At 71.4% G+C, this 22,159-nt stretch carries 19 protein-coding genes; 4 read left to right on the top strand and 15 right to left on the bottom strand.

Annotated elements, in window-relative coordinates:
- The first annotated feature begins 84 nt into the window (after positions 1-84).
- A complete protein-coding gene (locus BMZ92_RS16250; RefSeq protein WP_218153471.1) occupies positions 85-1,287 on the top strand; it encodes a L,D-transpeptidase in 1,203 nt (400 codons plus the stop codon).
- Positions 1,288-1,294: 7 nt separating this feature from the next.
- Here the strand turns inward: BMZ92_RS16250 and BMZ92_RS37385 are convergent, their stop codons facing one another.
- Both BMZ92_RS37385 and BMZ92_RS16245 read right to left on the bottom strand, forming a co-directional pair.
- Positions 1,295-1,462: a hypothetical protein gene (locus BMZ92_RS37385; RefSeq protein WP_177228716.1), complete on the bottom strand. Its 168-nt coding sequence runs from the start codon at positions 1,460-1,462 to the stop codon at positions 1,295-1,297.
- Positions 1,463-1,762: 300 nt separating this feature from the next.
- Positions 1,763-3,118, bottom strand: a complete 1,356-nt coding sequence (locus BMZ92_RS16245; protein WP_177228725.1) for an MFS transporter — start codon at positions 3,116-3,118, stop codon at positions 1,763-1,765.
- Between the two features lie 159 nt (positions 3,119-3,277).
- Here BMZ92_RS16245 and BMZ92_RS16240 point away from each other — a divergent pair, with 159 nt between their 5' ends.
- Positions 3,278-3,829, top strand: coding sequence for a PaaI family thioesterase (locus tag BMZ92_RS16240; RefSeq protein ID WP_245783084.1), 552 nt, complete (start codon positions 3,278-3,280; stop codon positions 3,827-3,829).
- A gap of 4 nt (positions 3,830-3,833) precedes the next feature.
- On the opposite strand, the gene BMZ92_RS16235 is transcribed toward BMZ92_RS16240, so the two are convergent.
- The 11 genes from BMZ92_RS16235 to BMZ92_RS16185 form a co-directional block, all read right to left on the bottom strand.
- Positions 3,834-6,215 carry a serine/threonine-protein kinase gene (locus BMZ92_RS16235; protein WP_091508165.1) on the bottom strand — a complete coding sequence of 794 codons (2,382 nt, stop codon included), beginning with the start codon at positions 6,213-6,215 and terminating at the stop codon, positions 3,834-3,836.
- A gap of 7 nt (positions 6,216-6,222) precedes the next feature.
- Positions 6,223-7,179, bottom strand: coding sequence for a glutamate ABC transporter substrate-binding protein (locus BMZ92_RS16230; RefSeq protein ID WP_091508162.1), 957 nt, complete (start codon positions 7,177-7,179; stop codon positions 6,223-6,225).
- Positions 7,176-8,558, bottom strand: a complete 1,383-nt coding sequence (locus BMZ92_RS16225) for a hypothetical protein (RefSeq protein WP_091508161.1) — start codon at positions 8,556-8,558, stop codon at positions 7,176-7,178. The genes BMZ92_RS16230 and BMZ92_RS16225 overlap by 4 nt, the downstream gene beginning before the upstream one ends.
- 100 nt (positions 8,559-8,658) lie before the next feature.
- Positions 8,659-9,873, bottom strand: a complete 1,215-nt coding sequence (locus BMZ92_RS16220) for a GAF domain-containing protein (RefSeq protein WP_091508158.1) — start codon at positions 9,871-9,873, stop codon at positions 8,659-8,661.
- Positions 9,874-9,890: 17 nt separating this feature from the next.
- Entirely contained in the window at positions 9,891-10,970 is a 1,080-nt protein-coding gene (locus BMZ92_RS16215; protein WP_091508155.1) for an acetoin dehydrogenase dihydrolipoyllysine-residue acetyltransferase subunit, read from the bottom strand.
- Complete coding sequence (locus tag BMZ92_RS16210; RefSeq protein WP_091508152.1) at positions 10,958-11,971, bottom strand: alpha-ketoacid dehydrogenase subunit beta; 1,014 nt, start codon at positions 11,969-11,971, stop codon at positions 10,958-10,960. The genes BMZ92_RS16215 and BMZ92_RS16210 overlap by 13 nt, the downstream gene beginning before the upstream one ends.
- Positions 11,972-11,982: 11 nt before the next feature.
- The gene (locus tag BMZ92_RS16205; RefSeq protein ID WP_091508149.1) at positions 11,983-12,978 is read right to left on the bottom strand and encodes a thiamine pyrophosphate-dependent dehydrogenase E1 component subunit alpha; all 996 of its coding nucleotides are present in this window, start codon (positions 12,976-12,978) and stop codon (positions 11,983-11,985) included.
- The gene (locus BMZ92_RS16200) at positions 12,938-13,978 is read right to left on the bottom strand and encodes an ATP-NAD kinase family protein (RefSeq protein WP_091508146.1); all 1,041 of its coding nucleotides are present in this window, start codon (positions 13,976-13,978) and stop codon (positions 12,938-12,940) included. The genes BMZ92_RS16205 and BMZ92_RS16200 overlap by 41 nt, the downstream gene beginning before the upstream one ends.
- A gap of 111 nt (positions 13,979-14,089) precedes the next feature.
- The gene (locus tag BMZ92_RS16195; protein WP_091508143.1) at positions 14,090-14,293 is read right to left on the bottom strand and encodes a cold-shock protein; all 204 of its coding nucleotides are present in this window, start codon (positions 14,291-14,293) and stop codon (positions 14,090-14,092) included.
- A gap of 161 nt (positions 14,294-14,454) precedes the next feature.
- Positions 14,455-15,345 (bottom strand): acyl-CoA desaturase, encoded by an 891-nt coding sequence (locus tag BMZ92_RS16190; protein ID WP_245783083.1) that lies wholly within the window; start codon positions 15,343-15,345, stop codon positions 14,455-14,457.
- A gap of 134 nt (positions 15,346-15,479) precedes the next feature.
- Positions 15,480-17,129 (bottom strand): thiamine pyrophosphate-binding protein, encoded by a 1,650-nt coding sequence (locus tag BMZ92_RS16185; protein ID WP_091508417.1) that lies wholly within the window; start codon positions 17,127-17,129, stop codon positions 15,480-15,482.
- Between the two features lie 57 nt (positions 17,130-17,186).
- Between BMZ92_RS16185 and BMZ92_RS16180 the strand changes: the two genes are divergently transcribed.
- Both BMZ92_RS16180 and BMZ92_RS16175 read left to right on the top strand, forming a co-directional pair.
- Positions 17,187-18,458 carry a hydroxyacid-oxoacid transhydrogenase gene (locus BMZ92_RS16180; protein WP_245783081.1) on the top strand — a complete coding sequence of 424 codons (1,272 nt, stop codon included), beginning with the start codon at positions 17,187-17,189 and terminating at the stop codon, positions 18,456-18,458.
- Complete coding sequence (locus tag BMZ92_RS16175) at positions 18,452-18,883, top strand: acyl-CoA thioesterase (protein WP_091508137.1); 432 nt, start codon at positions 18,452-18,454, stop codon at positions 18,881-18,883. The genes BMZ92_RS16180 and BMZ92_RS16175 overlap by 7 nt, the downstream gene beginning before the upstream one ends.
- Here the strand turns inward: BMZ92_RS16175 and BMZ92_RS16170 are convergent.
- Together BMZ92_RS16170 and BMZ92_RS16165 are read right to left on the bottom strand one after the other, a co-directional pair.
- Positions 18,849-20,534, bottom strand: a complete 1,686-nt coding sequence (locus BMZ92_RS16170) for an ABC transporter ATP-binding protein (RefSeq protein WP_091508136.1) — start codon at positions 20,532-20,534, stop codon at positions 18,849-18,851. The two genes, BMZ92_RS16175 and BMZ92_RS16170, sit on opposite strands and share 35 nt — an antisense overlap.
- Positions 20,531-22,129, bottom strand: coding sequence for an ABC transporter ATP-binding protein (locus tag BMZ92_RS16165; RefSeq protein ID WP_091508134.1), 1,599 nt, complete (start codon positions 22,127-22,129; stop codon positions 20,531-20,533). The genes BMZ92_RS16170 and BMZ92_RS16165 overlap by 4 nt, the downstream gene beginning before the upstream one ends.
- Positions 22,130-22,159: the final 30 nt, after the last annotated feature.

Genomic DNA, 22,159 nt, shown 5'->3' with positions numbered 1-22,159 from the left:
GTGACGTCGATCACCCGAACGGACGTCAACGATGACCACCCGTTCGACGTCTGTTCAGGCAAAAGGGGAGAAGGGGCATCACTGGTGAGATCACTCAGGACCGCACGTCGCCTGCCTGCCGCGCTCGTCGCGCTGGGACTGGCCGCCGCACTCGGGCTCGGCGCCTGCTCGGGCGATCCGGCGCCTACGCCGACCAGCCAGCCCCCGGCGGGAGGCAGTGGCAGCGCAGCGGAGGCCCTCCCCGCCAAGCTCACCACCCAGCCGGCGGCCGGGGCTCACGACGTCGCGCCGGGTGATCCGGTCAAGGTGACCGTCGCCGACGGGCAGCTCGAGTCCGTCACCCTCACCAACTCCGAGGGCAAGCAGGTCGCCGGCCAGCTCGCGGCGGACAAGCGCAGCTGGGCGACCACCGAGGTGCTCGGCTACGGCAAGAGCTACACCTGGGCAGGCACCGCGACCGGTGCCGACGGCAAGCCCGTCCAGCTGTCCGGCCAGTTCACGACCGTGAGCCCGAAGCGCCAGGTCTCCGGCAGCCTGAACGTCGGCGACGACAAGACCTACGGCATCGCGATGCCCATCGCGCTGACCTTCAGCAGCAAGGTGACCGACAAGGCCGCTGCGGAGAAAGCGCTTTCCGTCGAGACCACGCCGAAGACCGAGGGCTCCTGGGCCTGGCTGTCCGACACGCAGGTGCACTGGCGCCCCAAGGAGTACTACCAGCCGGGCACCAAGGTGACCGTGACCGCGAAGATCTACGGCGTCAAGATCGGTGACGGCGTCTACGGCAAGCAGGACGTCTCGGCGTCCTTCACCATCGGCCGCTCGCAGATCGTCAAGGGCGACACCCGCACCCACCGCATGCAGGTCATCCGCGACGGGCAGCAGATCGCCGACTACCCGGTGAGCTACGGCCTCGACTCCGACCCCGGCCGCGTCACGCACAGCGGCACGCACGTGGTGATGGAGAAGTACCCGACGTACTCGATGAGCAACCCGCGCTACGGCTACACCGACGTCAACGTGCCGTGGGCCGTGCGGATCTCCAACAACGGCGAGTTCATCCACGGGCTCCAGGCCTCGGTGTGGGCGCAGGGCAAGCAGAACGTCTCGCACGGCTGCCTGAACCTGTCGCCCGCCCGCGCCAAGGAGTACTACGACGGCGTGCTCACCGGCGACCCGGTCGAGATCACCGGCAGCACCCAGCAGTTGTCGCCGCGGGACGGCGACTACTCGGACTGGACCTACTCCTGGGACGACTGGACCAAGCTTTCGGCCCTGAGCGCCTGATCCCCCGCTAGAACACGTGGCCGTCGAGGTTCTCCTCGGCGGCCTTCGTGCGTTCGATCCGCTCGGTGATCGTCTCCTCGTCGAGGAACGCGGGCACCGGGGTCAGTTGCTGGGTCATGTCGTCGAGCAGCCGCGCGGCCTCGGCGATCCCGGGGCTGTCGTTGCGGTCGGTCATCTGCCGCCCTTCCTCCTCAGCGGTGCCCCTATCTTGCCGTGGCCGAGATCACGGCTCAACGTCAGGTTCTCCTGAAATACCGGGCAGTCGGTGAACGATGAACGTCCTCGGGTGCGGCTTCGCCCGGAGGAGGAGAAAACCATGGTGTTCACGGCGCTGCTCGTCGAAGGTGGCGTGGCGTTCGGTATCGCGGCGGCGTTGGCGGCCTGGTCCCGGCGTCACTTCGCGCGCCGGACCGAGACCGACTGACGCGAAAGGGCCGCGCCCTCCTGGGAGAGCGCGGCCCTGGCAGTACCGGCGTCAGGCCGTGCGCAGCCCTTCGGCCGGCGCGGTCTGGACGTCGATGCGGGCCATCGGCACCCGCGCGGTCTCCGGGATGCGGAGGATCGGCACGAGCGCGATCGCCGCGGCGATCATCAGGTAGAACGCCGGCCAGTCCTCGTTGCCGGTGCCGTGGATCAACGCCGTCACGATCACCCCGCACGTGCCACCGAAGATCGAAGTGGACACGTTGTAACCGATCGCGAACGAACCGTAGCGGACGCGGGTGGGGAACATCGCCGGGAACGTCGACCCGATCACCGCGAGCATCAGCACCAGCAGCAGCGCGACGATGCCGAAACCCACCACCAGCAGCGCGGTGTTGCCGCTCTGCATCAGCTTGATCGACGGGTAGCTCAGCACGATGTAGCCGATCGCGGCCGTCAGCAGCAGCGGTTTCCGGCCGATCCGGTCGGACAGTGCGCCCAGCGGGGCGATCAACGCCATCTGCACCAGCTCCACGCAGATGATGATCACGGTGGACGTGTTGTCGTTGATCTTCAACGTGTCCGTGAAGTACGTCGGCATCGTGGTGAGCAGCATGTAGTCCGCGATGTTGAGCAGCAGCACGATACCGATCAGGTTGAGGATCATCCGCCAGTTGCGGGAGAGCGTCTCCTTCAGCGGCGCCTTCTCCGCCTTCTCGCCCGCCTTCTCCAGCCGGCGGAACTCCGGCGTGTCCTCCAGCTTGTTCCTCAGGTACAGGCCGATGAGGCCGAGCGGCAGCGCGATGAAGAACGGGATCCGCCACGCCCAGCTCGACACCTGCTCCGAGGTGAACGACAGCGTCACCGCGAGCACGACGATGTTGCCCAGCACGTAACCGGACAGCGTGCCGAACTCCAGGAAGCTGCCGAAGAACCCGCGGCGCCTCGTCGGCGCGTACTCGGCGATGAACGTCGCCGCGCCGCCGTACTCGCCGCCCGTCGAGAAGCCCTGGATCAGGCGGAGCAACAGCACCAGGACCGGCGCGCCGATCCCGATCGCGTAACCACCCGCGTAGGTCGGCAGGCAGCCGACGAGGAAGGTGCACCCCGACATCAGCAGGATCGTGATGGCCAGCACCTTCTGACGGCCGATCTTGTCCCCGAGCGGGCCGAAGAACGCGCCGCCGAAGGGCCGCACCACGAACCCGATGGCGACCAGCGCGAGTGACTTGAGCACCGCGTTGCCCTCACCGGGGAAGAACACGGTGCCGATGGCCGTGGCGATCGCCCCGGACGTGAACACACCGTAGTCGTACCATTCTGTGGCGTTACCCATCGCGGACGCGATGACCGCCCGCTTGACCGTTCTCTGGTCGATTTCCGGTTCCTGAGCCGCCGTTTCCGCCATGCGCCCCGACCTCCTCTTTCAGTTCCGTACCAGCGGTCAAGGTTGCGACCTTAGTGGCATCCTGAGTTCAGGTAGTGATTTTCCCGCTTCTCGTGGTCCTTGTCTCTTCGAGCGCGGGACGGGCGGGATTTTCGGGGCGTGAAGAGTTACTTTGGGCGGATGAAGTCCACTCCCTGGCCGCCCGTCGAGACCGAGACGCCGGCTCCGCACCCCGACGCGCCGCAGGCGGGCACGAAGCTCGCGATGCACTACGAGCAGTGCTTCGGCTGCGGTGAGGTGGACGGCGGCCTGCACATGCGGTCGGCGATGGGCGAGCACGCGCTGGTGCACTCGCAGTTCACCGTCACCGAGGCGCACCAGGGCGCGCCCGGGCTGGCGCACGGCGGGCTGCTGGCCTGCGCGTTCGACGAGGCGCTCGGCTCGACGGTCGGCAACCTGCTGCGCCGTCCCGCCGTGACGGGGAAGCTGGAGACGGACTTCGTGCGGCCCGTGTCGGTCGGCTCGACGCTGTTCATCACGGCGAAGGTCGACGGCGTGGCGGGGCGCAAGCTCTACGCGAGCGCCGAAGGCCGCCTGGACGCCGAGGACGGGCCGGTCGCCGTGCGGGCGCGGGCGCTGTTCGTCGAGGTGAGCTTCGAGCACTTCACCACGCACGGTGACCCGGACGCCATGTCCAAGTTCCAGCAGGCCCAGGACCGCATCAACCCGTGATGCGCTACGTCAGCGTCCTGGGGCGGATGGCGTTGGCGCGGTCGACGAGGGCTATGCGGTCCTCCGTGGTGTGGGCGACGCGGGCCAGGGTGCGGTAGCAGCGCTCCAGGCCGAACCGGACGTCGCGTTCGGACAGGCGGCAGCCCAGCACCCGCGTGTTCGTCGTGTGGTTCGGCGGGGCCGCGCGGACCCACTCGAACGCCGCTTCCAGCACCTCCGCCGTCAGGCGCGTGCGGCTTTCCGCGTCCAGGGTGAGCCTCTCCAAGCGAGCGCCCGCGTCCGCGAGATCGCCTTCGGTCACCTGGCCGTTGCCCGTCGCGCGCGTCTTGATCTTGATCGCCGCGACCTGCGCCGCCACGTAGTGCGTCGACGACGACGGGACCGACTCCAGCACCTCGATCGCGCTCGCCCGCGCGCCCTGCGCCAGGTACACGCGGGCCAGGCCGAACGCCGCGCTCACGTAACTGCGGTCCGTCCGCCACACCAGCTCGTACAGCCGCGACGCCGCGAAGTAGTCCCCGACGCCTTCCGCGCTCACGGCCAGCGCGAGCTTCGGCGCGATCTCACCCGGCAGGTCGTCGTACACCGCCTCGAACGCCACCTGCGCGACGCGCTGCCGCCCGCCGGCCAGCTCGATCAGCCCGCGATGCCAGTCGATCCGCCAGTCATGCGGGTAGCCCGCGCGGATCGCCAGGTACTGCGCGGCCTGCAGCTGCCGGTTCGCCTCCGCGAGCTCGCCGAGCTCGATGCGGGCGCGGACGATGCGCAGCCGCACCTCGATCGACTGCCGCGGCGCACCGATCAACGCGTCGATCGCGCCCTGCGGGTCCAGCGCCGTCGTCGTCGCCAGCACACCGGCCGCCGGGTCGCTCGTGTCCACCTGCGGGATCGGCAGGCCACCCACGACGTCCTCACCCTTGGGCAGCTCCACCGGCTTCCCCGGCTCGGGCACCACGATGTCCACGCCGAACGTGTTGGTCTCCGGACCGAACACAGTGGACACACCCGGCCGCGCTTTTCCGGTGCCCAGCGCCATGATCTCGCGCAGCACCCCGGCGAGCTGGTCCGCCATGTCCTCGGCCGTGATGAACCGGCGGTCCGGGTCGCGGTGCGTCGCGCGCTTGAGGAACCGGTAGTACGACCCGAACAGCTTGAACAGCGGCACCTCGTCCGGGCTGGGCAGCGAGTCCTTGTACTTCGTGGTGTAGCCGTTGAACTCGAAGCTCAGCACCGCGAGCGTGCGGCCCACCGTGTACAGGTCGGACGCCACCGACGCACCCTGCGAGGCCAGCTCCGGTGCGCTGTAGCCGGTGGTGAAGAACAGCGGGCTGGAGTAGTCGTCGATGCGCCGCACCGCACCCAGGTCGATCAGCTTCAGCTGCTCGTGCGTCTGGATGACGTTGTCCGGCTTGAGGTCGCAGTACAGCAGGTTCTGGCTGTGCAGGTAACCGAGCGCGGGCAGGATCTCCAGCCCGTACGCGATGACCTGCGCGATCGGCAGCGGTTCCGGCCTGCCCGCCTTGCGGTAGTGCGCGAGCGCGAGCTGCCGCAGCGACTGCCCGCCGACGTACTCCATCACGATGTAGCCGACGGAGTGCCCGGTCTGCGGGTCCGGGTGCTGCACGAAGTTGTAGATCTTGACGATGTTCGGGTGCTCGACCTCCGCCAGGAAGCGGGTCTCGTTCACCGCCGCGGCCGTCGCCGTCGCGTCGCCCGCGTCGATCAGTCCTTTGAGGACGACCCAGCGGTCGTTGACGTTGTGGTCCTGCGCGAGGTAGATCCAGCCCAGCCCGCCGTACGCGAGCGCGCCCAGCACCTCGTACTGCCCGCCGACGAGGTCACCGGGCCGCAGCTTCGGCACGAACGAATACGGCGTGCCGCAGTTCTCGCACACGCCCTCGGGACCGGCGTCACCGCGCCCGACCTTCGCCGAGCAGTTGCCGCAGTAGCGCTTCTCCTCCGACACCACCGGGTTCGTCAGCACCGCCGACGCCGGGTCGCGGTAGGGCACGGGCGGCACGTCGACCAGCCCCAGCCCCAGCCTGCCGCGCCGGGAGGTGCGCCTGCCGGTGCGCCGCGACGTGCCGGGGAACGGGCCGGAACCCGTGCCGCCGGTGCCCGGACCCGTACCGCTGCCGGTGTGCCGTCCGCTGGACGTCTCGGGCAGCACGCTTTCCGTGCCCGGGTCGGGCAGTTGCGGGCCGGTGCCGCGCGCCTCGTCGACGTGCGCGGGCGGCCGGATGCTCGTCGTCGGCGACGGCGAGGCGAGCACGCTGGTCAGCTGCGGTTGCTGCGCCTGCTGGGGCGGCGCGACGGGACGGATGAACTGCGTGGACTCGGCCGGGGATTCGTCGAGCCGGCCGGAGATGGGCTCGTGGTCGGGCATGGTCCCCTCATCGGTACGAAACGGGCGGCGGGCCTGCGGGCCCGAGCACGGGCGCGATCCAGGTGTTGTAGGTCTGCTGCCAGACGCCGCTGCCGCGGACGTTCTCCAGCACGGAGTTGACGAACCGGACCATGTCGTCCTGGCCCTTCGGGATGCCGACGCCGTAGTTCTCCTGCGTGAACCGGTCGCCGACGACCTCCAGGTTCGGGTCCTGCTTCGCCATCCCGGCGAGGATCACGTCGTCGGTGGAGATCGCGTCGACCTGCCCCTGCTGCAGCATCACCAGGCAGTCCGACCAGTTGTTCACCGAGACCGGCACGGGCCGCGCGGGCGCGTTCTGGATCGCCGAAAGCGACGTGGACGTCTTGGTGGCGCACACCTTCTTGCCGCCCAGGTCGGACAGGCCGGTGATGCCGGAGTTGCGCGTGGCGAGCACGCGCTGCCCCGCCTGGTAGTACGGAGCCGAGAAGTTCACGTCCTTCAGCCGCGCGCACGTGATGCTGTACGTGCGGACCACGACGTCCACGCTGTGGTCGCGCAGCACGTTCTCCCGCTGGGACGACGGGATCGCCTTCCACTGCACGTGCCCCTCCCACGACCCGAAGATCGCGGCCGCGAGCTGCTTGACGATGTCGATGTCGAAGCCCTCGAGGTTGCCGTTGGCGGGGTTGAGGAAGCCGAACAGGTACGTGGTCTGGTCCACCCCGGCGATCAGCCGTCCCCGCGAGCGGATCTGCGCCATCGTCGAGCCGGACGGGATGCCGGGGCTCGGCGAGAGGCTGCGCGTGTCGCAGGTGGCCGCGGTCGAGCCGCCCGCGGACGGGTCCGCCCCGCCGACGTTCGCGGGCTGCGGTGCCTGCACCGCGCCGACGGGGGCGGGGTCGACGGGCGTGCCCGCGCTGCCGCAGCCGACGAGCAACGCGGCCGCCGCACACAGCGCGGCGAGCCTGTAGAGCTTCTTCACCGGTACTCCCTCAGCCGGTCGCGGATCCCCATCGTCACCCCCGCCGCGGCGACCAGCGACAGCACCGCGACACCGGGCGCCAGCAGGGTCAGCGCGCGGTCGGCGTTGCGCGTCTCGTCGAGGAAGTTCTGGCGGGCGGCGTCGATCGCCGTCACCAGCGCCTGGTCGAGCTTGCCGAAGGCGCTCGCCGCGCTGTCCGGTGCGGTGGTGTCGACGGCCTTCTTCACGGCTTCGGCGTAGTTGCCGCCGTCGTCCTGCGCGCGGACGTCCTTGTGGGCCTCGAGCCACGCGTTCGCGCTCGCCCCCGCCTCGGTGATCTGCTGCGCCGCCGGACCGTCCAGCAGCCCCCGCGCCTCCGTCAGCAACCCGCTGAACTGCGGGGAGAGCCGCTGGTAGTCCTGCTCGTAGCTGCTGCCGTCACCACGGGCGACGAGCGTCATCATCTCGTCGGCGCGGGCCTGCACGGCGGCGATGCGGGCGCGGACCAGCACGTCGGCGGGGTGGCTGCCGTCGTCCCGGCCGCCGCCGACCAGCGTGCCCTGCACGATCAACGCGACCACACCCCACAGCAGGACCAGCACCATCGCGCCGCTCGCGACGACCAGCCCGATGTTGAGCAGCCGGTTGGTGCGCCTCGTCAGGTAGACCTGCGTGGCGACGAGCGCGCCGAGCACGGCGACCAGCAGGATCACACCCGCCCACGGGAAGCCGGCCGCGTCGTCCTGTTCGGCGGTGAGCCGTTCGGTGTCGATGCGGTACAGCTCCTCGGCCGCGGGCAGGATCGTGGCGCGCATGAGGTGCGACGCCTCGCGCAGGTACGACGCGCCGACCGGGAAGCCCTGGCGGTTGTTCGCCTTGGCGCGCTCGATGATGCCGGTGTAGACGGGCAGGTTGCGGCTGATGATGTCCACCTGCGCCGCCGCGGCCGCGACCCCCTCGGAGTCCGAAGCGGCCTTCGCGAGCGCTGCACCGGCGCGCGCGATGTCCTGGTCGTACCGCTCCCGCATCTCGGGCGGTTCGGCGCCGATCACCAGGAACGCGTCGGCCGACGTGGCGTCCGCGTCGGACAGCGAGCGGTACACCTCCTGCGACGCGGCGGTCAGCGGCTCGCGGTGGTCGATCAGGTCGTTGATCGTGTCCTTCTTGCCCTGCACGGCGATCGTGCCGACGACGCCGAAGACCAGTGCCAGCACGACGAGCCCGACCCCGATCACGGTGAGCCGCCCCGGGCTCGTGCGCACCGACCGCGTCAGCCCGCGCGCGGCGGCGACCGGCAGGTCGAGCAGCCCGGCGAACCCGCTGCGCCCGGCGCCGCCGGGTGCGGGTGGCTCGGGTACGGGTCCGCTCGGCGCCCCAGGCCGCACCGCGGTACTCGTCATGAAACTCCACCCCTCGCCCGCCGACTACCGCAATGAAGGTAGCCGAGTGGCCGGAGCGTCCGCCATCGAGTCCGGGCGGTTCGGAAAATTCCGCACGACGTTATTGGACCGTGTCTGCCCGGTTGCCTTTCCGAGTCAGGACGACCTCGATCCCGTCGGCGAACCGGTACGGCGCACGGGCGAGCACGGACCCGAAATTCCGGCGCAGGCGCGACATTTCCGCGCGGACGGTGACGGTGCGCGCACGATCACCGAACAACTCCTCCGCGAGGTCGGCGGCGGAGCGGCCTTCGCGGTGGACCGCGAGCGAGTGCAGGATTTCGGCGTGCCGCGGGCTGAGCGAATGCGTCCAGGAACCGGTGGTTCCGGTGACCGTGAGCGTCGAATCGTCGAGAACCACCCGGATGGGCGCATCGGCTTCGCGGGCGAGCCGCACGAGCCAGCCACCCGGGAGCGGTTCGAGCACGCAACTGCCCAAGGCGGGCAACCAGGTCTGCCCCGGCGCGCACCCCGACGGCAGTGAGACGCGCTCGACCGGGGCGAGCCCCGCGGTGGCGGCGACCCAGCCGTGCCGGTCAACGACGACGGCGCGGCCGGGCACCTTGGACAGCACCGGCAGCGCGACGCCCCGCAGCCGGTCGAGTTCGGCGAGGTGGGCGGTGCGCAGGGTCGATTCGGCGAGCCGGGCGACGGCGTCGACGAGCGCCAGCGTGCTCGGGTGCACGGTCGCGGCGGGCCCGGACAGGTCCACCACGCCGAGCAGCCGCCCGTCCCGCGGGTCGCGCAGCGGGGCGGCGGAGCAGGTCCACGCGTGGTGCGTGCGCACGTAGTGCTCGGCGGAGTAGACCTGGATCGGGCGGCGGGCCACCAGTGACGTGCCGATCGCGTTCGTGCCGACGACGTTTTCGTGCCAGCACACGCCTTCCACGAACCCGAGCCCGTCCGCGCGGCGGCGCACCGCCTTGCTGCCCTCGCGCCACAGCACGGCGCCGCCCTGGTCCACCACGACCATGATGTGCGCGGCCTGCTCCGCCACGCCCACGAGCCCGGCCCGCAGCACCGGCAGGACACCGGCCAGCCCGCTCGCCTCGCGGCGGGCCGCGACGTCGGCCGGGGTGAGCGGCTCGGGCTCGTTCCCGTGGTCGGGATCGACCCCGAGCCGCCGCATCCGTTGCCAGGACTCGCCGATCACCGGGCGCGGCCGCTTCGGCAGCGCCTCGCCGGACAGGGCGGCCTCCCACACCTTCGCGAGGGCGCGCGCGTACCGCCGGGGGTCCTCCCCGACCGGCAGCGCTGCCTCGAGGTGTTCGGCCATCCTGTCGAGGGTGACACTCAGGGGACCACTTCCACAACGGCCGAAGGGGCTTCCATGTGCACCATGTGCCCCGCGTCGTCGACGAACCGCACGTTTTCCAGTGACGCGGCGTTGGAGACCGGCACCACGGCGTCCCGGCGGCCCCACACGACGGTCACCGGAATGTCCACTTCGGACAGCAGCGGGCGCACGTCCAGCGGCCGCAGCAGCGTGTCGACGAGCGTGTGCAGCGCCTTGTCCACCCCGTCGATCCGCTTGTACTTCATCAGGTCGTCGGCGAGCTGCCTGGTCACCCGCGCCGGGTCGCCGAACAACGCCCCCAGGTGCGGTTTCAGCTCGCGGCGCGAGGTGGCGTCGGCGAATCCGCGCAGGTAGTCCGCGTTGATGTCGTCACCGAACCCGGCGGGCGCGACGAGCGTCAGCGAGGCCACCCGTGACGGCTCGCGGGCCGCCGCGGCGACCACGACCGCCCCGCCGAGCGAGTGCCCGACGAGGTGCGCCCGCGGGATCTCCTTGGCGGCCAGGAAACCGAGCACCGCGTCGGCGAGGGTCTCCAGCGAGCCGTCGCCGACGTCCTTCGCCGACTCCCCGTGGCCCGGCAGGTCGAGCGCGTGCACGGTGTGCCGTTCGGCGAGCGGTTCCTGCACGAACAGCCAGGAGTTCTTGTCGCCGCCGTAGCCGTGCACCAGCACGACGTGCTCCTCGCCCTCACCGAGCGTGGCGTACGCGAGCGTCCGGCCGCCGACCTCGACGGTGCCGGTGACCGGGCCCCCGACCTCCGGGACCACTCCGGAGTCCAGCTCCTCGCGGGCCTGCCGGGCGGCGGCCTCGATCTCCTCCTCGGGCACGTCGGCCGGGGCGATCAACGCGATGGTCGCGCCGACCGGGACGTCCTCGCCGACACGGGCGATCACGCGGCGCAGCACGCCCTCGTCCGAGGCTTCGAGCGAACCGGCGATCTTGTCGGTGTCGATGTCGGCCAGCTCGTCACCGTCGGTGATCTCGTCGCCCTCGCTCGCGATCCACTCGGTGATCTTGCCGCTGGTCATCGACAGGCCCCACTTGGGCATGACGACCCTGGCGATCATCGGGTCCATCCGGCCACCGCCTTGACCGCGTTGACGACGCGCTGCGCGTCGGGGATGTACAGGTCCTCCAGCGCGTCCGAGAACGGGACGGGGGTGTGCGGGGCGGTCACCATCTCGATCGGCGCCCGCAGCGCCCCGAACGCCTCCTTCGCGACCAGCGCGGAGATGTCGGTCGCCATGTTGCAGCGCGGGGTCGCCTCGTCCACGACGACCAGCCGTCCGGTGTTCTCGACGCTCTCCAGGATCGTCTCGGTGTCGAGCGGGCTCGTCGTGCGCGGGTCGATGATCTCGGCCTCGATGCCGGAAGCCGCCAGCTCGGTCGCGGCCGCTTCGGCGACCGACACCATGCGCCCGATCGCCACGATCGTCACGTCGTCGCCGTCGCGGACGACGTTCGCTTCGCCGAAGGGGATCGTGTAGCTGTCCTCGGGCACTTCGCCCGTCGAGTCGTACAACGCCTTGTGCTCGCAGAAGATCACCGGGTCGTTGTCGCGGATCGACTGGATCAGCAGGCCCTTCGCCTCGTACGGGCTCGACGGCACGACGACCTTCAGCCCGGGGATGTGCGTGAAAACCGGGTACAGGGCCTGCGAATGCTGTGCCGCGGCCCGGAGACCGGCGCCGTACATCGTGCGGATCACCACCGGCGTCTCCGCCTTGCCGCCGAACATGTACCGGAACTTGGCCGCCTGGTTGAAGATCTGGTCGAAGCAGACGCCCATGAAGTCGATGAACATCAGCTCGGCGACGGGCCGCAGGCCTCGCGTGGCGGCCCCGATCGCGGCCCCGATGAACGCCGACTCCGTGATCGGCGTGTCCAGCACCCGCCCGGGGAAGGCGTGGTAAAGCCCTTTGGTGACACCGAGGACGCCGCCCCAAGCGTCGTCCTCGCCGGGGCTGCCCGCGCCGCCCGCGTTGTCCTCGCCCATGACGACGACGGTGTTGTCACGGGCCATCTCCTGCGCGAGGGCCTCGTTGATCGCCTCGCGGTAGCTGATCGTGCGTGCCATGTCGCGCTCCTTCAGTACGAGACGTAGACGTCGGTTTCGAGGTCCTCACGGGTGGGTTTGGGCGCGGCCTTCGCCTCGGTGACGGCGGCTTCGATCAGGTCCGCCACCTGCTGGTCGATGGCATCCAAAGTGGACTCTTCGAGCTGCCCCGTCTCCGTGACCCGCGCGCGGAAACGCTTCAGGCAGTCCAGGTTCTCGCGCGCGTTGACGACCTCGCCCGCGCGGTAGGTCTGCTGGTCGCCCTCGAAGTGCCCGAAGTAGCGGGTGAACTTGACCTCGATCAACGTCGGGCCGCCACCCTCGCGGGCCCGCCGGATCGCCTCCCCCGCGGCCTCGTGCACCGCGAAGAAGTCGAACCCGTCCACGATCACGCCCGGCATGCCGAACCCGGCCGCGCGGTCGGCGATGTTGTCCGCCGCCACCGACCACGTGCTCGCCGTCGCCTCGGCGTACCCGTTGTTCTCGGCCACGAAGACCGCCGGGAGGTTCCACACGGACGCCAGGTTCAGCGCCTCGCACGTGGTGCCCTGGTTGCTCGCGCCGTCCCCGAAGAACGCCACGCCGACACCGCCGGTGCGCAGCTGCTTCGCGGCGAGCGCGGTACCGCAGATCAGCGGCGGCCCGCCGCCGACGATGCCGTTCGCGCCGAGCATGCCCTTCGACAGGTCCGCGATGTGCATCGAGCCGCCCTTGCCGTGGCACGAGCCGGTGCGGCGGCCGTAGATCTCGGCCATCATCGCCTTGACGTCGACGCCCTTCGCGATGCAGTGCCCGTGCCCGCGGTGGGTGCTGGCGATCGAGTCGCGCTCGTCCAGGTGCGCGCACACGCCGGCCGCGGACGCCTCCTCGCCCGCGTACAGGTGCACGAACCCGGGGATCTCGCCGGTCGCGAACTCGTCGTGCACGCGCTCCTCGAACGCGCGGATGGTGCGCATCGTGCGGTACGCCTCCAGCAGGGCGTTCGCGTCAAGGCCGGGTGCGGCCGGGGTGGGCAAGGTGTCCGTCATCGGTGACGTTCCTTTCTGTGAGCAGTGCGCGGGAAGCTGCTTCGGTGAGGGCGGCGGTGACATCGACGCAGCGCGGTCCGTCGGCTCGCAGGCGGACGGACGCGGGGGTGTCCCGTAGCTCGAGTTCGCGCTCCCCGTCCACGGCGACGACGCCACACGGGGCGAGTTCGACGGGTTCGCCGACGGGCAGCACGCGCCAGTCGCGGACGCCGACGGGCACGACGAGCCCCGGCGCGATCGGCGCCCGCACGATCCAGCGGGCTTCGGGGAGCGGCGCGAACCGCAGCGCGACGCCGCCCGGTTCGTCACGGGGGCTCGGGCACAGCTGCCCTGCGACGCTGGACAGGCCGATCGCGTCGGGTTCGGCGAAGGTGCAGTACAGCTCGGTGAGCTGGGCGGGCTCCCACAGCGCGCGGGAGCCGACGTACGGGGAGCTGGCCCCGCAGACGTCGACGAGGGCGAGTTCGGTGCGCTGCCCCGCGGTGACTTCGAGAACGGACGCGCGGCGGGTGGCGTCCACCGCGCCGGTGGCCACCAGCCCGGCGGCGAGTCCGGCCACCGTGGCCTCGCGGAGCTGCGGGAACGCGTTGTTCGTGCCGGTGGACAGCGGCAGCAGCGGCACGTCCCCGCAGGCCGCGGCCGCGACGCGGGCGGTGCCGTCACCCCCTAGGCAGACGACCACCCCGGCGCCCTCGGCGACCATCCGGCGGACGGCGTTGGTGGTGTCCTGCGCGCTGTCGGTGAGCGGGTCCTCGCAGAACTCGACGGCGGGCCAGGCGTTGCGCCCGGTGCGCAGGGCCCGCAGGACGGCGGCGGAGATGCCGCCGAGGTCGGTCGAGAGCAGCGCGCGGGTGACCCCGACCGAGGCGAGCGCGGTGAGCAGCCGCTGCACCATGTTCGCCTTCTCGGCGGTCGGGAACACCGAGGCCTTCGCGACCAGCCGCCGGATGTCGCGGCCGGACGCGGGGTTCACCACGATCCCGACTGTGGGTTCCGTCACAGTTGTCCATGGGACACCCGCGAGGCCCCCGCCGGGAAGGGTTGCACCCCGTTGCAAACGAAGGAGCCCCCCGCCTCACGGGGAGGCGGGGGGCTCGTTTCGAAGCCTGTGTCAGATGACGCTGACCGAGGTGGCCTGCGGACCCTTCTGGCCCTGGCCGATCTCGAACTCGACGCGGGCGTTCTCCTCGAGGCTACGGAAGCCGTTGCCCTGGATCTCCGAGTAGTGCACGAACACGTCGCCGCCACCGTTGTCGGGGGTGATGAAGCCGAACCCCTTCTCGGAGTTGAACCACTTCACAGTGCCCTGAACCATGTAAACAATCTCCATATACTGCAAAACAAGCAGAGCACCTTTTCGATGCTCCGGGTCAACGCGAGGCGGTTTGCTCTCCCGAATGGGAAACCACTACGCCCGCTAAGTTCTGCGAGCGTGGGTTAGCACGAACACAAAAGCTTGAGACCTCTTACAGTTAATCACAGATCGGGCTGGAGCGCCAGCCGGTTCAGCCGCTGGGGTGTCGGCCAGCGCACCTGCGAGGCCCAGCCGAGCTTCTCGAAGATCCAGATCAGCCGTGCCGTGATGTCGATCTGCCCACGTCGGACGCCGTGGCGGGCGCACGTCGGGTCGGCGTGGTGCAGGTTGTGCCACGACTCACCGAAGGAGAAGATCGCCAGCGGCCAGAAGTTCGCCGCCTTGTCCCTGCTGGCGAACGGGCGCTCGCCGATCATGTGGCAGATCGAGTTCACCGACCAGGTGACGTGGTGCAGCAGCGCCACCCTGACGAGGCCGGCCCAGAAGAAGGCGGTCACCCCGCCCCACACCGACCAGGTGATCAGGCCGCCCGCGATCGCCGGGAGCAGGAACGTCGCGGCTACCCAGACGGGGAACAGGCCGTCCACCCTGCGGATGTCGCGGTCGGCGAGCAGGTCGGGCGCGAACCGCTCGGCGTTGGTCACCTCGCGCTCGAACAGCCAGCCCATGTGGGCGTGCCAGAAGCCCTTGGCCAGGGCTTTCGGCCCGGTGCCGAACAGCCACGGCGAGTGCGGGTCACCCGCCCGGTCGGAGTACGCGTGGTGCCGCCGGTGGTCGGCCACCCACGTGGTCGCGGGCCCCTGCGCGGACAGGTTGCCCGCGATGGCCAGCGCGACGCGCAGCGGCCGCCGCGCCTTGAACGAGCCGTGGGTGAAGTGCCGGTGGTAGCCGGCGGTCACGCCGAGGCCGGACACGACGAAGAAGAACGCGCCGAGGCCGACGTCGAGCCAGCTCAGCCCCCAGCCCCAGGCGAACGGCACCGCCGCCGCCAGCGCGACCAGCGGCAGCAACACGAACACCTTGACCAGTACGTGTTCGGGTAGCGAACGCATACCCGAGAGCATCGGTTTCGGTTTGCGGACGGGGGTTTCAGTGACCATGCAGAAGTACCAATTTCAGAATTCGGGAAATAGTAAGGAATTCCGACCCTACGCGAGTCCCGCGGAAAATGCGAGGCGAGCTCGCCTCAGCGGGTGCGCTGCGCCGGGAAAAGGGCGCTGAGCCGCACGTCGGGGTCGATCACGTCCGGGTCGGTGCGCACGTCGATGACGCTGGGCCGCTGGTGCCGCAGCGCCCGCGCGATCGTCGGCTCCAGCTGCTCGGGCGACTGGACGGTGTAGCCGACCGCGCCGAGCGAACGCGCCCACGCGGCGAAGTCCACCGGCTCCAGCGCGACCCCGGACAGCCTGCCGTGCGTGCGGGCCTGGTGCATCGCCATGTCGCCGTACAGCCCGTTCTGGCTGACCACGACGATCACCTGCGCGCGGTAGCGGACCGCGGTCTCCAGCTCCTGCCCGCTGGACAGCAGGCCGCCGTCGCCCGTCATCGCGACCACCGTGCGCTTCGGCGCGGCGAGCTTGGCCGCCACCGCCGCGGGCACCGCGTACCCCACCGTCCGGTCCGCCGGCCCGAGCTGCGTGTGCGGGGCCGTGAAGCACCAGTAGCGGTGCACGAATCCAGCGAAGTTGCTGGAGTCGCTCGCGACGATCGTGTTCTCGGGGGCCGTCCGGCGCACCGCCCGCACCACGTCGGCGGGGTGCACGAGCACGCTGCCCCGCGTGTCCGGAGGGGTCATGTAGGTGTGCGTGGAGGCGTTCGCGGCCGAGCTGCGCCGCGTGCGCGGGATCGCGACGCCCGCCAGCTCCCGCAGGAACGGCGCGATCTCGCACTCGATGCGGAACGTGAGGCCCCGGCGGCGCGTGGGGGTCAGCCCGGTGCCGATCACCACCAGCGTCTGGCTCGGTGACGGGTAGCGGTGGTTCTGCGTGGTCACCTCGTCCAGCCTGGTCCCGATGGCGAGCACCAGGTCGGCGCGGTCGAGCGCGTCGAGCTGGCGGGCCGGGATGCCGAGCCCGAGGTGACCGGCGTAGCGGGCGTGGTTCTCGGGGAAGGCGTCCTGCCTGCGGAACGCGTTGTACACCGACAGCCCCAGTTTCTCGGCCACTTCGACCAGTTCGTCCCGTGCCGCGCGCACCCCGGCGCCGGCGATGACGACCGGGTAGCGGGCGTCCGCGAGCAGCGACGCAACCTCGTCGGCCGACCGCAGCAACGCGCCGCTGCGGTCGGGCGGCGGTTCGGGCTGGGGAACGCCGCCTTCGTACGGCGCGATCCAGAAGTCGTCCGGCACCGCGAGCACCGCGGGCCCGCGACGGCCGCGCCGCACCTCGCCCAGCGCCTCGGCGAGCAACGCGGGCACCTCGGAGGCGACCTCAGCGCGGGCGCTCCACTTGGCGTACGGGCGGAACGGCTCGACCGGGTCGGGATCGTCGGCGTCGTCACCGAGGAGGCCCACCGACGGGCGGTCGGCCAGCAGCACGATCATCGGCGTCTCGTCGCGCTGCGCCGTCTGGACGCCGGGGAGCAGGTTCAACGTGTTCGGGCCGCGGGCTCCCAGCAGCAACGCGGGGACCTCCCGCAGCTTGCCCTCCGCCTCGGCCATGAACGCCGCGCCCGTTTCGTGCCGGGCGTGCACGACGGTGAGCGGGGAGTCGAACTGCAGTACGTCGAGGAGGTCGAGGAACGAGTCCGCGGGCACGGTGTACGCGCGCCGCACGCCCGCGTCACCCAATACCCGGACCGCCGTCCGCCCGACCGTCCACCCTTGCTGATACGTGATGGCACCTAGGTAATCAGCGTTGCCGACCTTGGTCAAGTAGCCCCCTATGCTCAGGACGTGGCCAACGAGACCGTGTTCACCTACGGGGCGCCCGCGCTGAAGTACGGCGCAGGCGCCTGCGAAGAGATCGGGTACGACCTGGTTCAGACCGGTGCGCGGAGCGTACTCGTGCTCACCGATCCCGGCGTAGCCGCGACCGGCTGGCCGCGGCGCATCGCCGAAGGGCTGGCGGGGTACGGCCTGCGGGCCGAGATCTTCGACGGGGTGCACGTCGAACCGACGGACGTGAGCATGGCCAAGGCGGTCGAGCACGCGCGCGGAACCGGCCCGTGGGACGCGTTCGTCGCGGTCGGCGGCGGCTCCACCATCGACACCGCGAAGGCGGTGAACCTGTTGACCAGCAACGAAGGCGAGTTGATGGACTACGTCAACCCGCCCGTCGGCGGCGGCCGCGCGCCCAGTGCGCCGCTCAAGCCGCTGGTCGCGGTCCCGACCACCACCGGAACCGGCGCGGAGAGCACCACGGTGTGCGTGCTCGACGTGCTGTCGTTGCAGGTCAAGACCGGCATCAGCCACCTGCGGCTGCGCCCGACGCTCGCCGTCGTGGACCCGCGGCTGACGGTCACCCAGCCGCCCTCGGTCACCGCCGCCAGCGGGATGGACATCCTGTGCCACGCGGCGGAGAGCTACACGGCCAAGGCGTACACTGAGTTCGAGCGCAAGAAGCCCGAGGAGCGCGTACCCTACTGCGGCGCGAACCCGATGGCGGACATGTTCGCCGAGCGCGCGCTCGTGCTGCTGCGCGACGCGCTGCCCGCCGCCGTCGAGAACGGGGACGACCTGCACGCGCGGGAGAACCTGGCGCTCGCGGCGACCTTCGCCGGGCTCGGTTTCGGCAACGCCGGCGTGCACATCCCGCACGCCAACGCCTACCCCATCGCGGGGCGCGTTCGTGAGTTCGTGCCGGAGGGCTACCCGCCGGAGGAACCGCTCGTGCCACACGGTATGGCGGTGTCACTCACCGCGCCGGAGGCGTTCCGGTTCACCTTCCAAGCCGCGCCGGAGCGGCACCTGCGGGTCGCGCAGCTGCTCGGCCCCGAGGTCGACCGGCCGAACGACGACGCCGACTACCTGCCCACCGTGCTGCGGCGGCTGATGGAGCGCATCGGCATCCCCAACGGGATCGGTGCCGTGGGGTACACCGAGTCCGATGTGGACTCACTCGTCGAGGGCACGCTCAAGCAGCAGCGGCTGCTCGCCATCGCGCCCCGCACGCCCACGGAGGACGACCTCGCGAGCATCCTGCGCCGGTCGGTGTCGCTGTGGTGAACGAGTACCCGCACTGGCGGACGGTGCCGACGCGCTGGAAGGACAACGACGTCTACGGGCACGTCAACAACGTCGTGCACTACTCGCTGATGGATACGGTGATCAACACCTGGCTGATCGAGCGTGGTGGTCTGGACCTGGAGAAGAGCCAGGTGATCGGCCTGTGCGTCGAGTCCCACTGCAACTACCACGCCTCGGTCTCGTTCCCCGACGTGCTGTCGGTGGGCCTGCGCGTCGGGCACCTCGGCAAGTCGAGCGTCCGCTACGAGATCGCCATCCGGCACGGGGAAATCCTGGTCGCGGAGGGGCACTTCGTGCACGTGTTCGTCGACCGCGAGACCCGTCGGCCGGTGCCGGTCGAGGGCAGGCTGCGGGACTGCCTGGAGGAGCTCAGGCCGCGACCGGATCGGTCCACGCCCGCATGAGCGCGGCGTAGCGGGGCGAGGCGGCCAGCAGGTCGTCGTGGCTGCCCAGCAGGGTCGACCGGCCGTCCATGACGAGCACGCGGTCCGCGCGCAGCGCCGACGAGAGCCGGTGGGCGATCACCACCAGCACCCCGCCACGCTGCGAGAAAGCGCTTTCCGCACGGACCTCCGCGGCGGGGTCGAGGCCGGAGGTGGCCTCGTCGAGGATGACCACCCGCGCCGGGCTCGCGTACACGCGAGCGAGCGCGAGGAGCTGCGCTTCTCCCGCCGAGGTGCGCCCCAGCTCGGCGTCGAGCCCGCCGAGGCGGGACACCACGCCGTCCGCGCCGACCGCCCGCACCGCCGCGACCAGCTGCTCGTCGGTGGCGCCCGGCGCGAACAACGCGAGGTTCTCCCGCACCGTGCCGTCGAACAGGTAGGTCTCCTGCGGCACGAGCGCGACCAGCCGGTGCAGCGCGGCGGCACGCAGCTCGCGCACGGGCACCCCGCCGACGAGCACCTCACCCGCCTGCGGCCGGACCATCCCCGTCAACAACGACGCGAGTGTCGACTTGCCGATACCGCTGGGGCCGACGACGGCGAGGTGGTCACCCGGCGCGAGCCGCAGATCGAGGTCGCGCACGATCGGTTCGGCGTGCTCGCCCCAGCCGAACGTCAGCCCACGGGCTTCGACGGTCGCGTCGGCCGGTTCACGGTCGCCCGAGGGCTGCGGGGGCAGCACGGTGGTCTCCCCGACCCGCCGCAGGGCCACCAGCAGCCGGAGCACGACGCTGCTCGACGTGGCACCCAGGTTGTGGACGGCGGGCTGGAGGCTGGTCGCGAGGTAGACCAGCGAGCCGAGCGCGGCCCCCGCGCTCAGCGCGCCGGACCCGACGAGCCCCGGTGCGACGAGGAGCGCGAGCAGCAGCGGCAGGAAACCGCCGGTCGCGATGACCGCGGTGCGGGCGGCCGCCATCCGGGCGAGCCGCATCGCCGACCGCGCCTGGTGCTCCACTGCGGCGTGCAGCGACAGCGCGACCTCCGGTTCGGCGCCGCACGCCACCACGTCCCGCATCCCGGCCAGCACCGTGCCCGCGCGCTCCGCGGTGGTCTCGTCGGCGAGCGTCACCTCGCGCTGGCGCCGCGCGAGCCCGGGCAGCAGGCAGGCGAACAGGACCAGCGACGCGCCGACGGGCGCCGCCACCAGCCACGCCAGTGGGCCGGCGACGGTGAACAGGCCCAGCAGCGCGCCCCCGGTGGTCACCAGCATCGCACGCGCCTGCACCAGCAACCCCGCCGTCGCGTCGCGGATGACCTCGATGTGCTGCGTGATCCGCGCGACCGCGGCGGCGTCGACCCCGTTGCGGCGCGGCGGGTTGTGCAGCACCCCGCGGACGACGGCGGTGACCAGCGCGTCCCGCACCGGTTCGACCAGCGTGCCCAGCTGCCGCCACACCAGGCGCGACGCGCCCGCTCCGGCCAGCGCCACCGCCCCGAACACGAGCAGCCACGCCACGCCGCGCCCCGGGTTTCCCGCGGCGAACCCGTCGTCCACCGCTAGCTGCACCAGCCGTCCGGAGGTGAACGCGGGCAGCCCTTCGGCGACCGAGCACGCGGCCAGGACCAGCCCGCCGCGCCACTGCGCGCCCAGCGCGCGCCAGTACAGCCTCACGTCCCCTCCGTGAAGATCGCGCGGTAGTCCGGCTCCCGCCACAGCACGTCGTGCGGTGCGGCCGCCCGGACCACGCCGTTTTCCAGCCACAGCACCAGATCCGCGCGTGCGGCGGTGGTCGGCCTGCGCGTCACCACCACACGGGTGCTGCCGGACTCCCGGATCGCACTGTCCACAAGGGACTCGGTCACGGTGTCGAGGCTGGCCGTCGCGTCGTCGAGCACCAGCACCCGCGGACGGCGGACGAACGCGCGCGCGAGCCCCAGCCGCTGCGCCTCCCCACCGGACAGCGGCGCTTCGGCGAGCGGGGTGTCGTACCCCTCGGGCAGCCGGACGACCAGGTCGTGCACCTGCGCCTGGCGGCAGGCCGCGCGGATCGCGTCGCGCCCCGCCCCGGCGCCGAACGCGACCGCGTCCGCAACGGTGTCCCCGATCAGGGCGGGCCGCTCGAAGGCGTAACCGACGAGGGCACGTGGAACCTCGGCGACCGGCGTGCCGTCGAGGCGCACCCCGTCCGGCGTCAGGCCCCCGAGTCGCGCCGCCAGTGTGGACTTCCCGGAACCCGAACGGCCCACGACCGCCACCAGGCTGCCGCCGGGGATCCGGATCCCGTCGAACTCCAGCACCCCGTCCCCCTCGGGCACGGTCGTCCCGCCGCGCTCCGGCACCGGTTCCGACAGCACCTCGTCGATGCGGTGGGCGCTCGACCGAGCACGGGAAAGCGTGGTGAGCAACGGGATCTGGCGGACCAGGCTCATCCCCAGCGTCACGTACCCGAGCGCGGCGAGCACCTGCCCGATGCTCAACCGCCCCGCGAGCACCCCGAACCCGGCCGCGGTGAGCACCGCGAGTTCGACGGCGGGCAGCAGCAACGCGGCACGCCACACCATGCGCGCCTGCGTCCGCCACATGCCCCGTCCCGCCGCGTGCAGCCGGGGCAGCGGCCGGAGCACGCGCCCGGCCTCACGCTCGGCGGTGCCCGACGCGGCGATCGTGCGCAGTCCGCGCACCGCGTCCAGCAGCCGCGCCGACAACTCGCCGGAAACCCGCTGGTAGGTCAGCACGTCATCGGCCGTGCGCCGCAGGTGCGCGCGGGCGGTGAGCAGCGCGAGCGGCACGCTGCCGAGGAAGACCAGCGCGAGCCGCCAGTCCATGAGCGCGAGCAGCACCACCGCCCCGGTGCTGATCACCACCGACGAACCCAGCTGCACGACGATCGACACGATGGCCCCGGCGGCCGTGCAGTCCCCGGTCAGCCTGCTCAGCACGTCCCCCTCGGCGAACCGCGAGCGCAGCCCCAGCGCGAGCACCCGGTCGACCAGCAGCCGCCGCAGCCACGCCGTCGACGTGCTGGTCACGCTCGTGGTCAGGATCCCGCCGGCCACCTCCGCGAGGATCTCCGCGGCCCCCAGTACCAGCACGAACGCGACCAGCGCCAGGTTCGTCCGCCCGGCGATCGCGGAGTCCACCGCGCCCGCCAGCGCCGACGGCAGCGGGAGGCTCGCCGCGGCCGCACCCGCGGTCACGAGCACGACCAGCAGCGCGCGCCCCCGCACGCGCCGCGTCGCCGCGCGCAGCAGCTCCTCGCCCGTCATGTGGAACCTCCTTGCCCCGACGGGGCCGGA

It is taken from the genome of Amycolatopsis sacchari (genome assembly GCF_900114035.1).
GTDB classification, from domain to species: domain Bacteria; phylum Actinomycetota; class Actinomycetes; order Mycobacteriales; family Pseudonocardiaceae; genus Amycolatopsis_E; species Amycolatopsis_E sacchari.
Note: the sequence above shows the minus strand (reverse complement) of the source record. Positions and strands in the feature narration are given on the sequence as shown.

Coding starts and splice junctions, on each gene's coding strand:
- BMZ92_RS16245 (WP_177228725.1), bottom strand. CDS start 3,118: ATGGCGGAAACGGCGGCTCAGGAACCGGAAATCGACCAGAGAACGGTC.
- BMZ92_RS16195 (WP_091508143.1), bottom strand. CDS start 14,293: ATGGTTCAGGGCACTGTGAAGTGGTTCAACTCCGAGAAGGGGTTCGGC.
- BMZ92_RS16210 (WP_091508152.1), bottom strand. CDS start 11,971: ATGGCACGCACGATCAGCTACCGCGAGGCGATCAACGAGGCCCTCGCG.
- BMZ92_RS16215 (WP_091508155.1), bottom strand. CDS start 10,970: ATGGACCCGATGATCGCCAGGGTCGTCATGCCCAAGTGGGGCCTGTCG.
- BMZ92_RS16220 (WP_091508158.1), bottom strand. CDS start 9,873: ATGGCCGAACACCTCGAGGCAGCGCTGCCGGTCGGGGAGGACCCCCGG.
- BMZ92_RS16240 (WP_245783084.1), top strand. CDS start 3,278: ATGAAGTCCACTCCCTGGCCGCCCGTCGAGACCGAGACGCCGGCTCCG.
- BMZ92_RS16205 (WP_091508149.1), bottom strand. CDS start 12,978: ATGACGGACACCTTGCCCACCCCGGCCGCACCCGGCCTTGACGCGAAC.
- BMZ92_RS16165 (WP_091508134.1), bottom strand. CDS start 22,129: ATGACGGGCGAGGAGCTGCTGCGCGCGGCGACGCGGCGCGTGCGGGGG.
- BMZ92_RS37385 (WP_177228716.1), bottom strand. CDS start 1,462: ATGACCGACCGCAACGACAGCCCCGGGATCGCCGAGGCCGCGCGGCTG.
- BMZ92_RS16225 (WP_091508161.1), bottom strand. CDS start 8,558: ATGACGAGTACCGCGGTGCGGCCTGGGGCGCCGAGCGGACCCGTACCC.
- BMZ92_RS16235 (WP_091508165.1), bottom strand. CDS start 6,215: ATGCCCGACCACGAGCCCATCTCCGGCCGGCTCGACGAATCCCCGGCC.
- BMZ92_RS16190 (WP_245783083.1), bottom strand. CDS start 15,345: ATGCGTTCGCTACCCGAACACGTACTGGTCAAGGTGTTCGTGTTGCTG.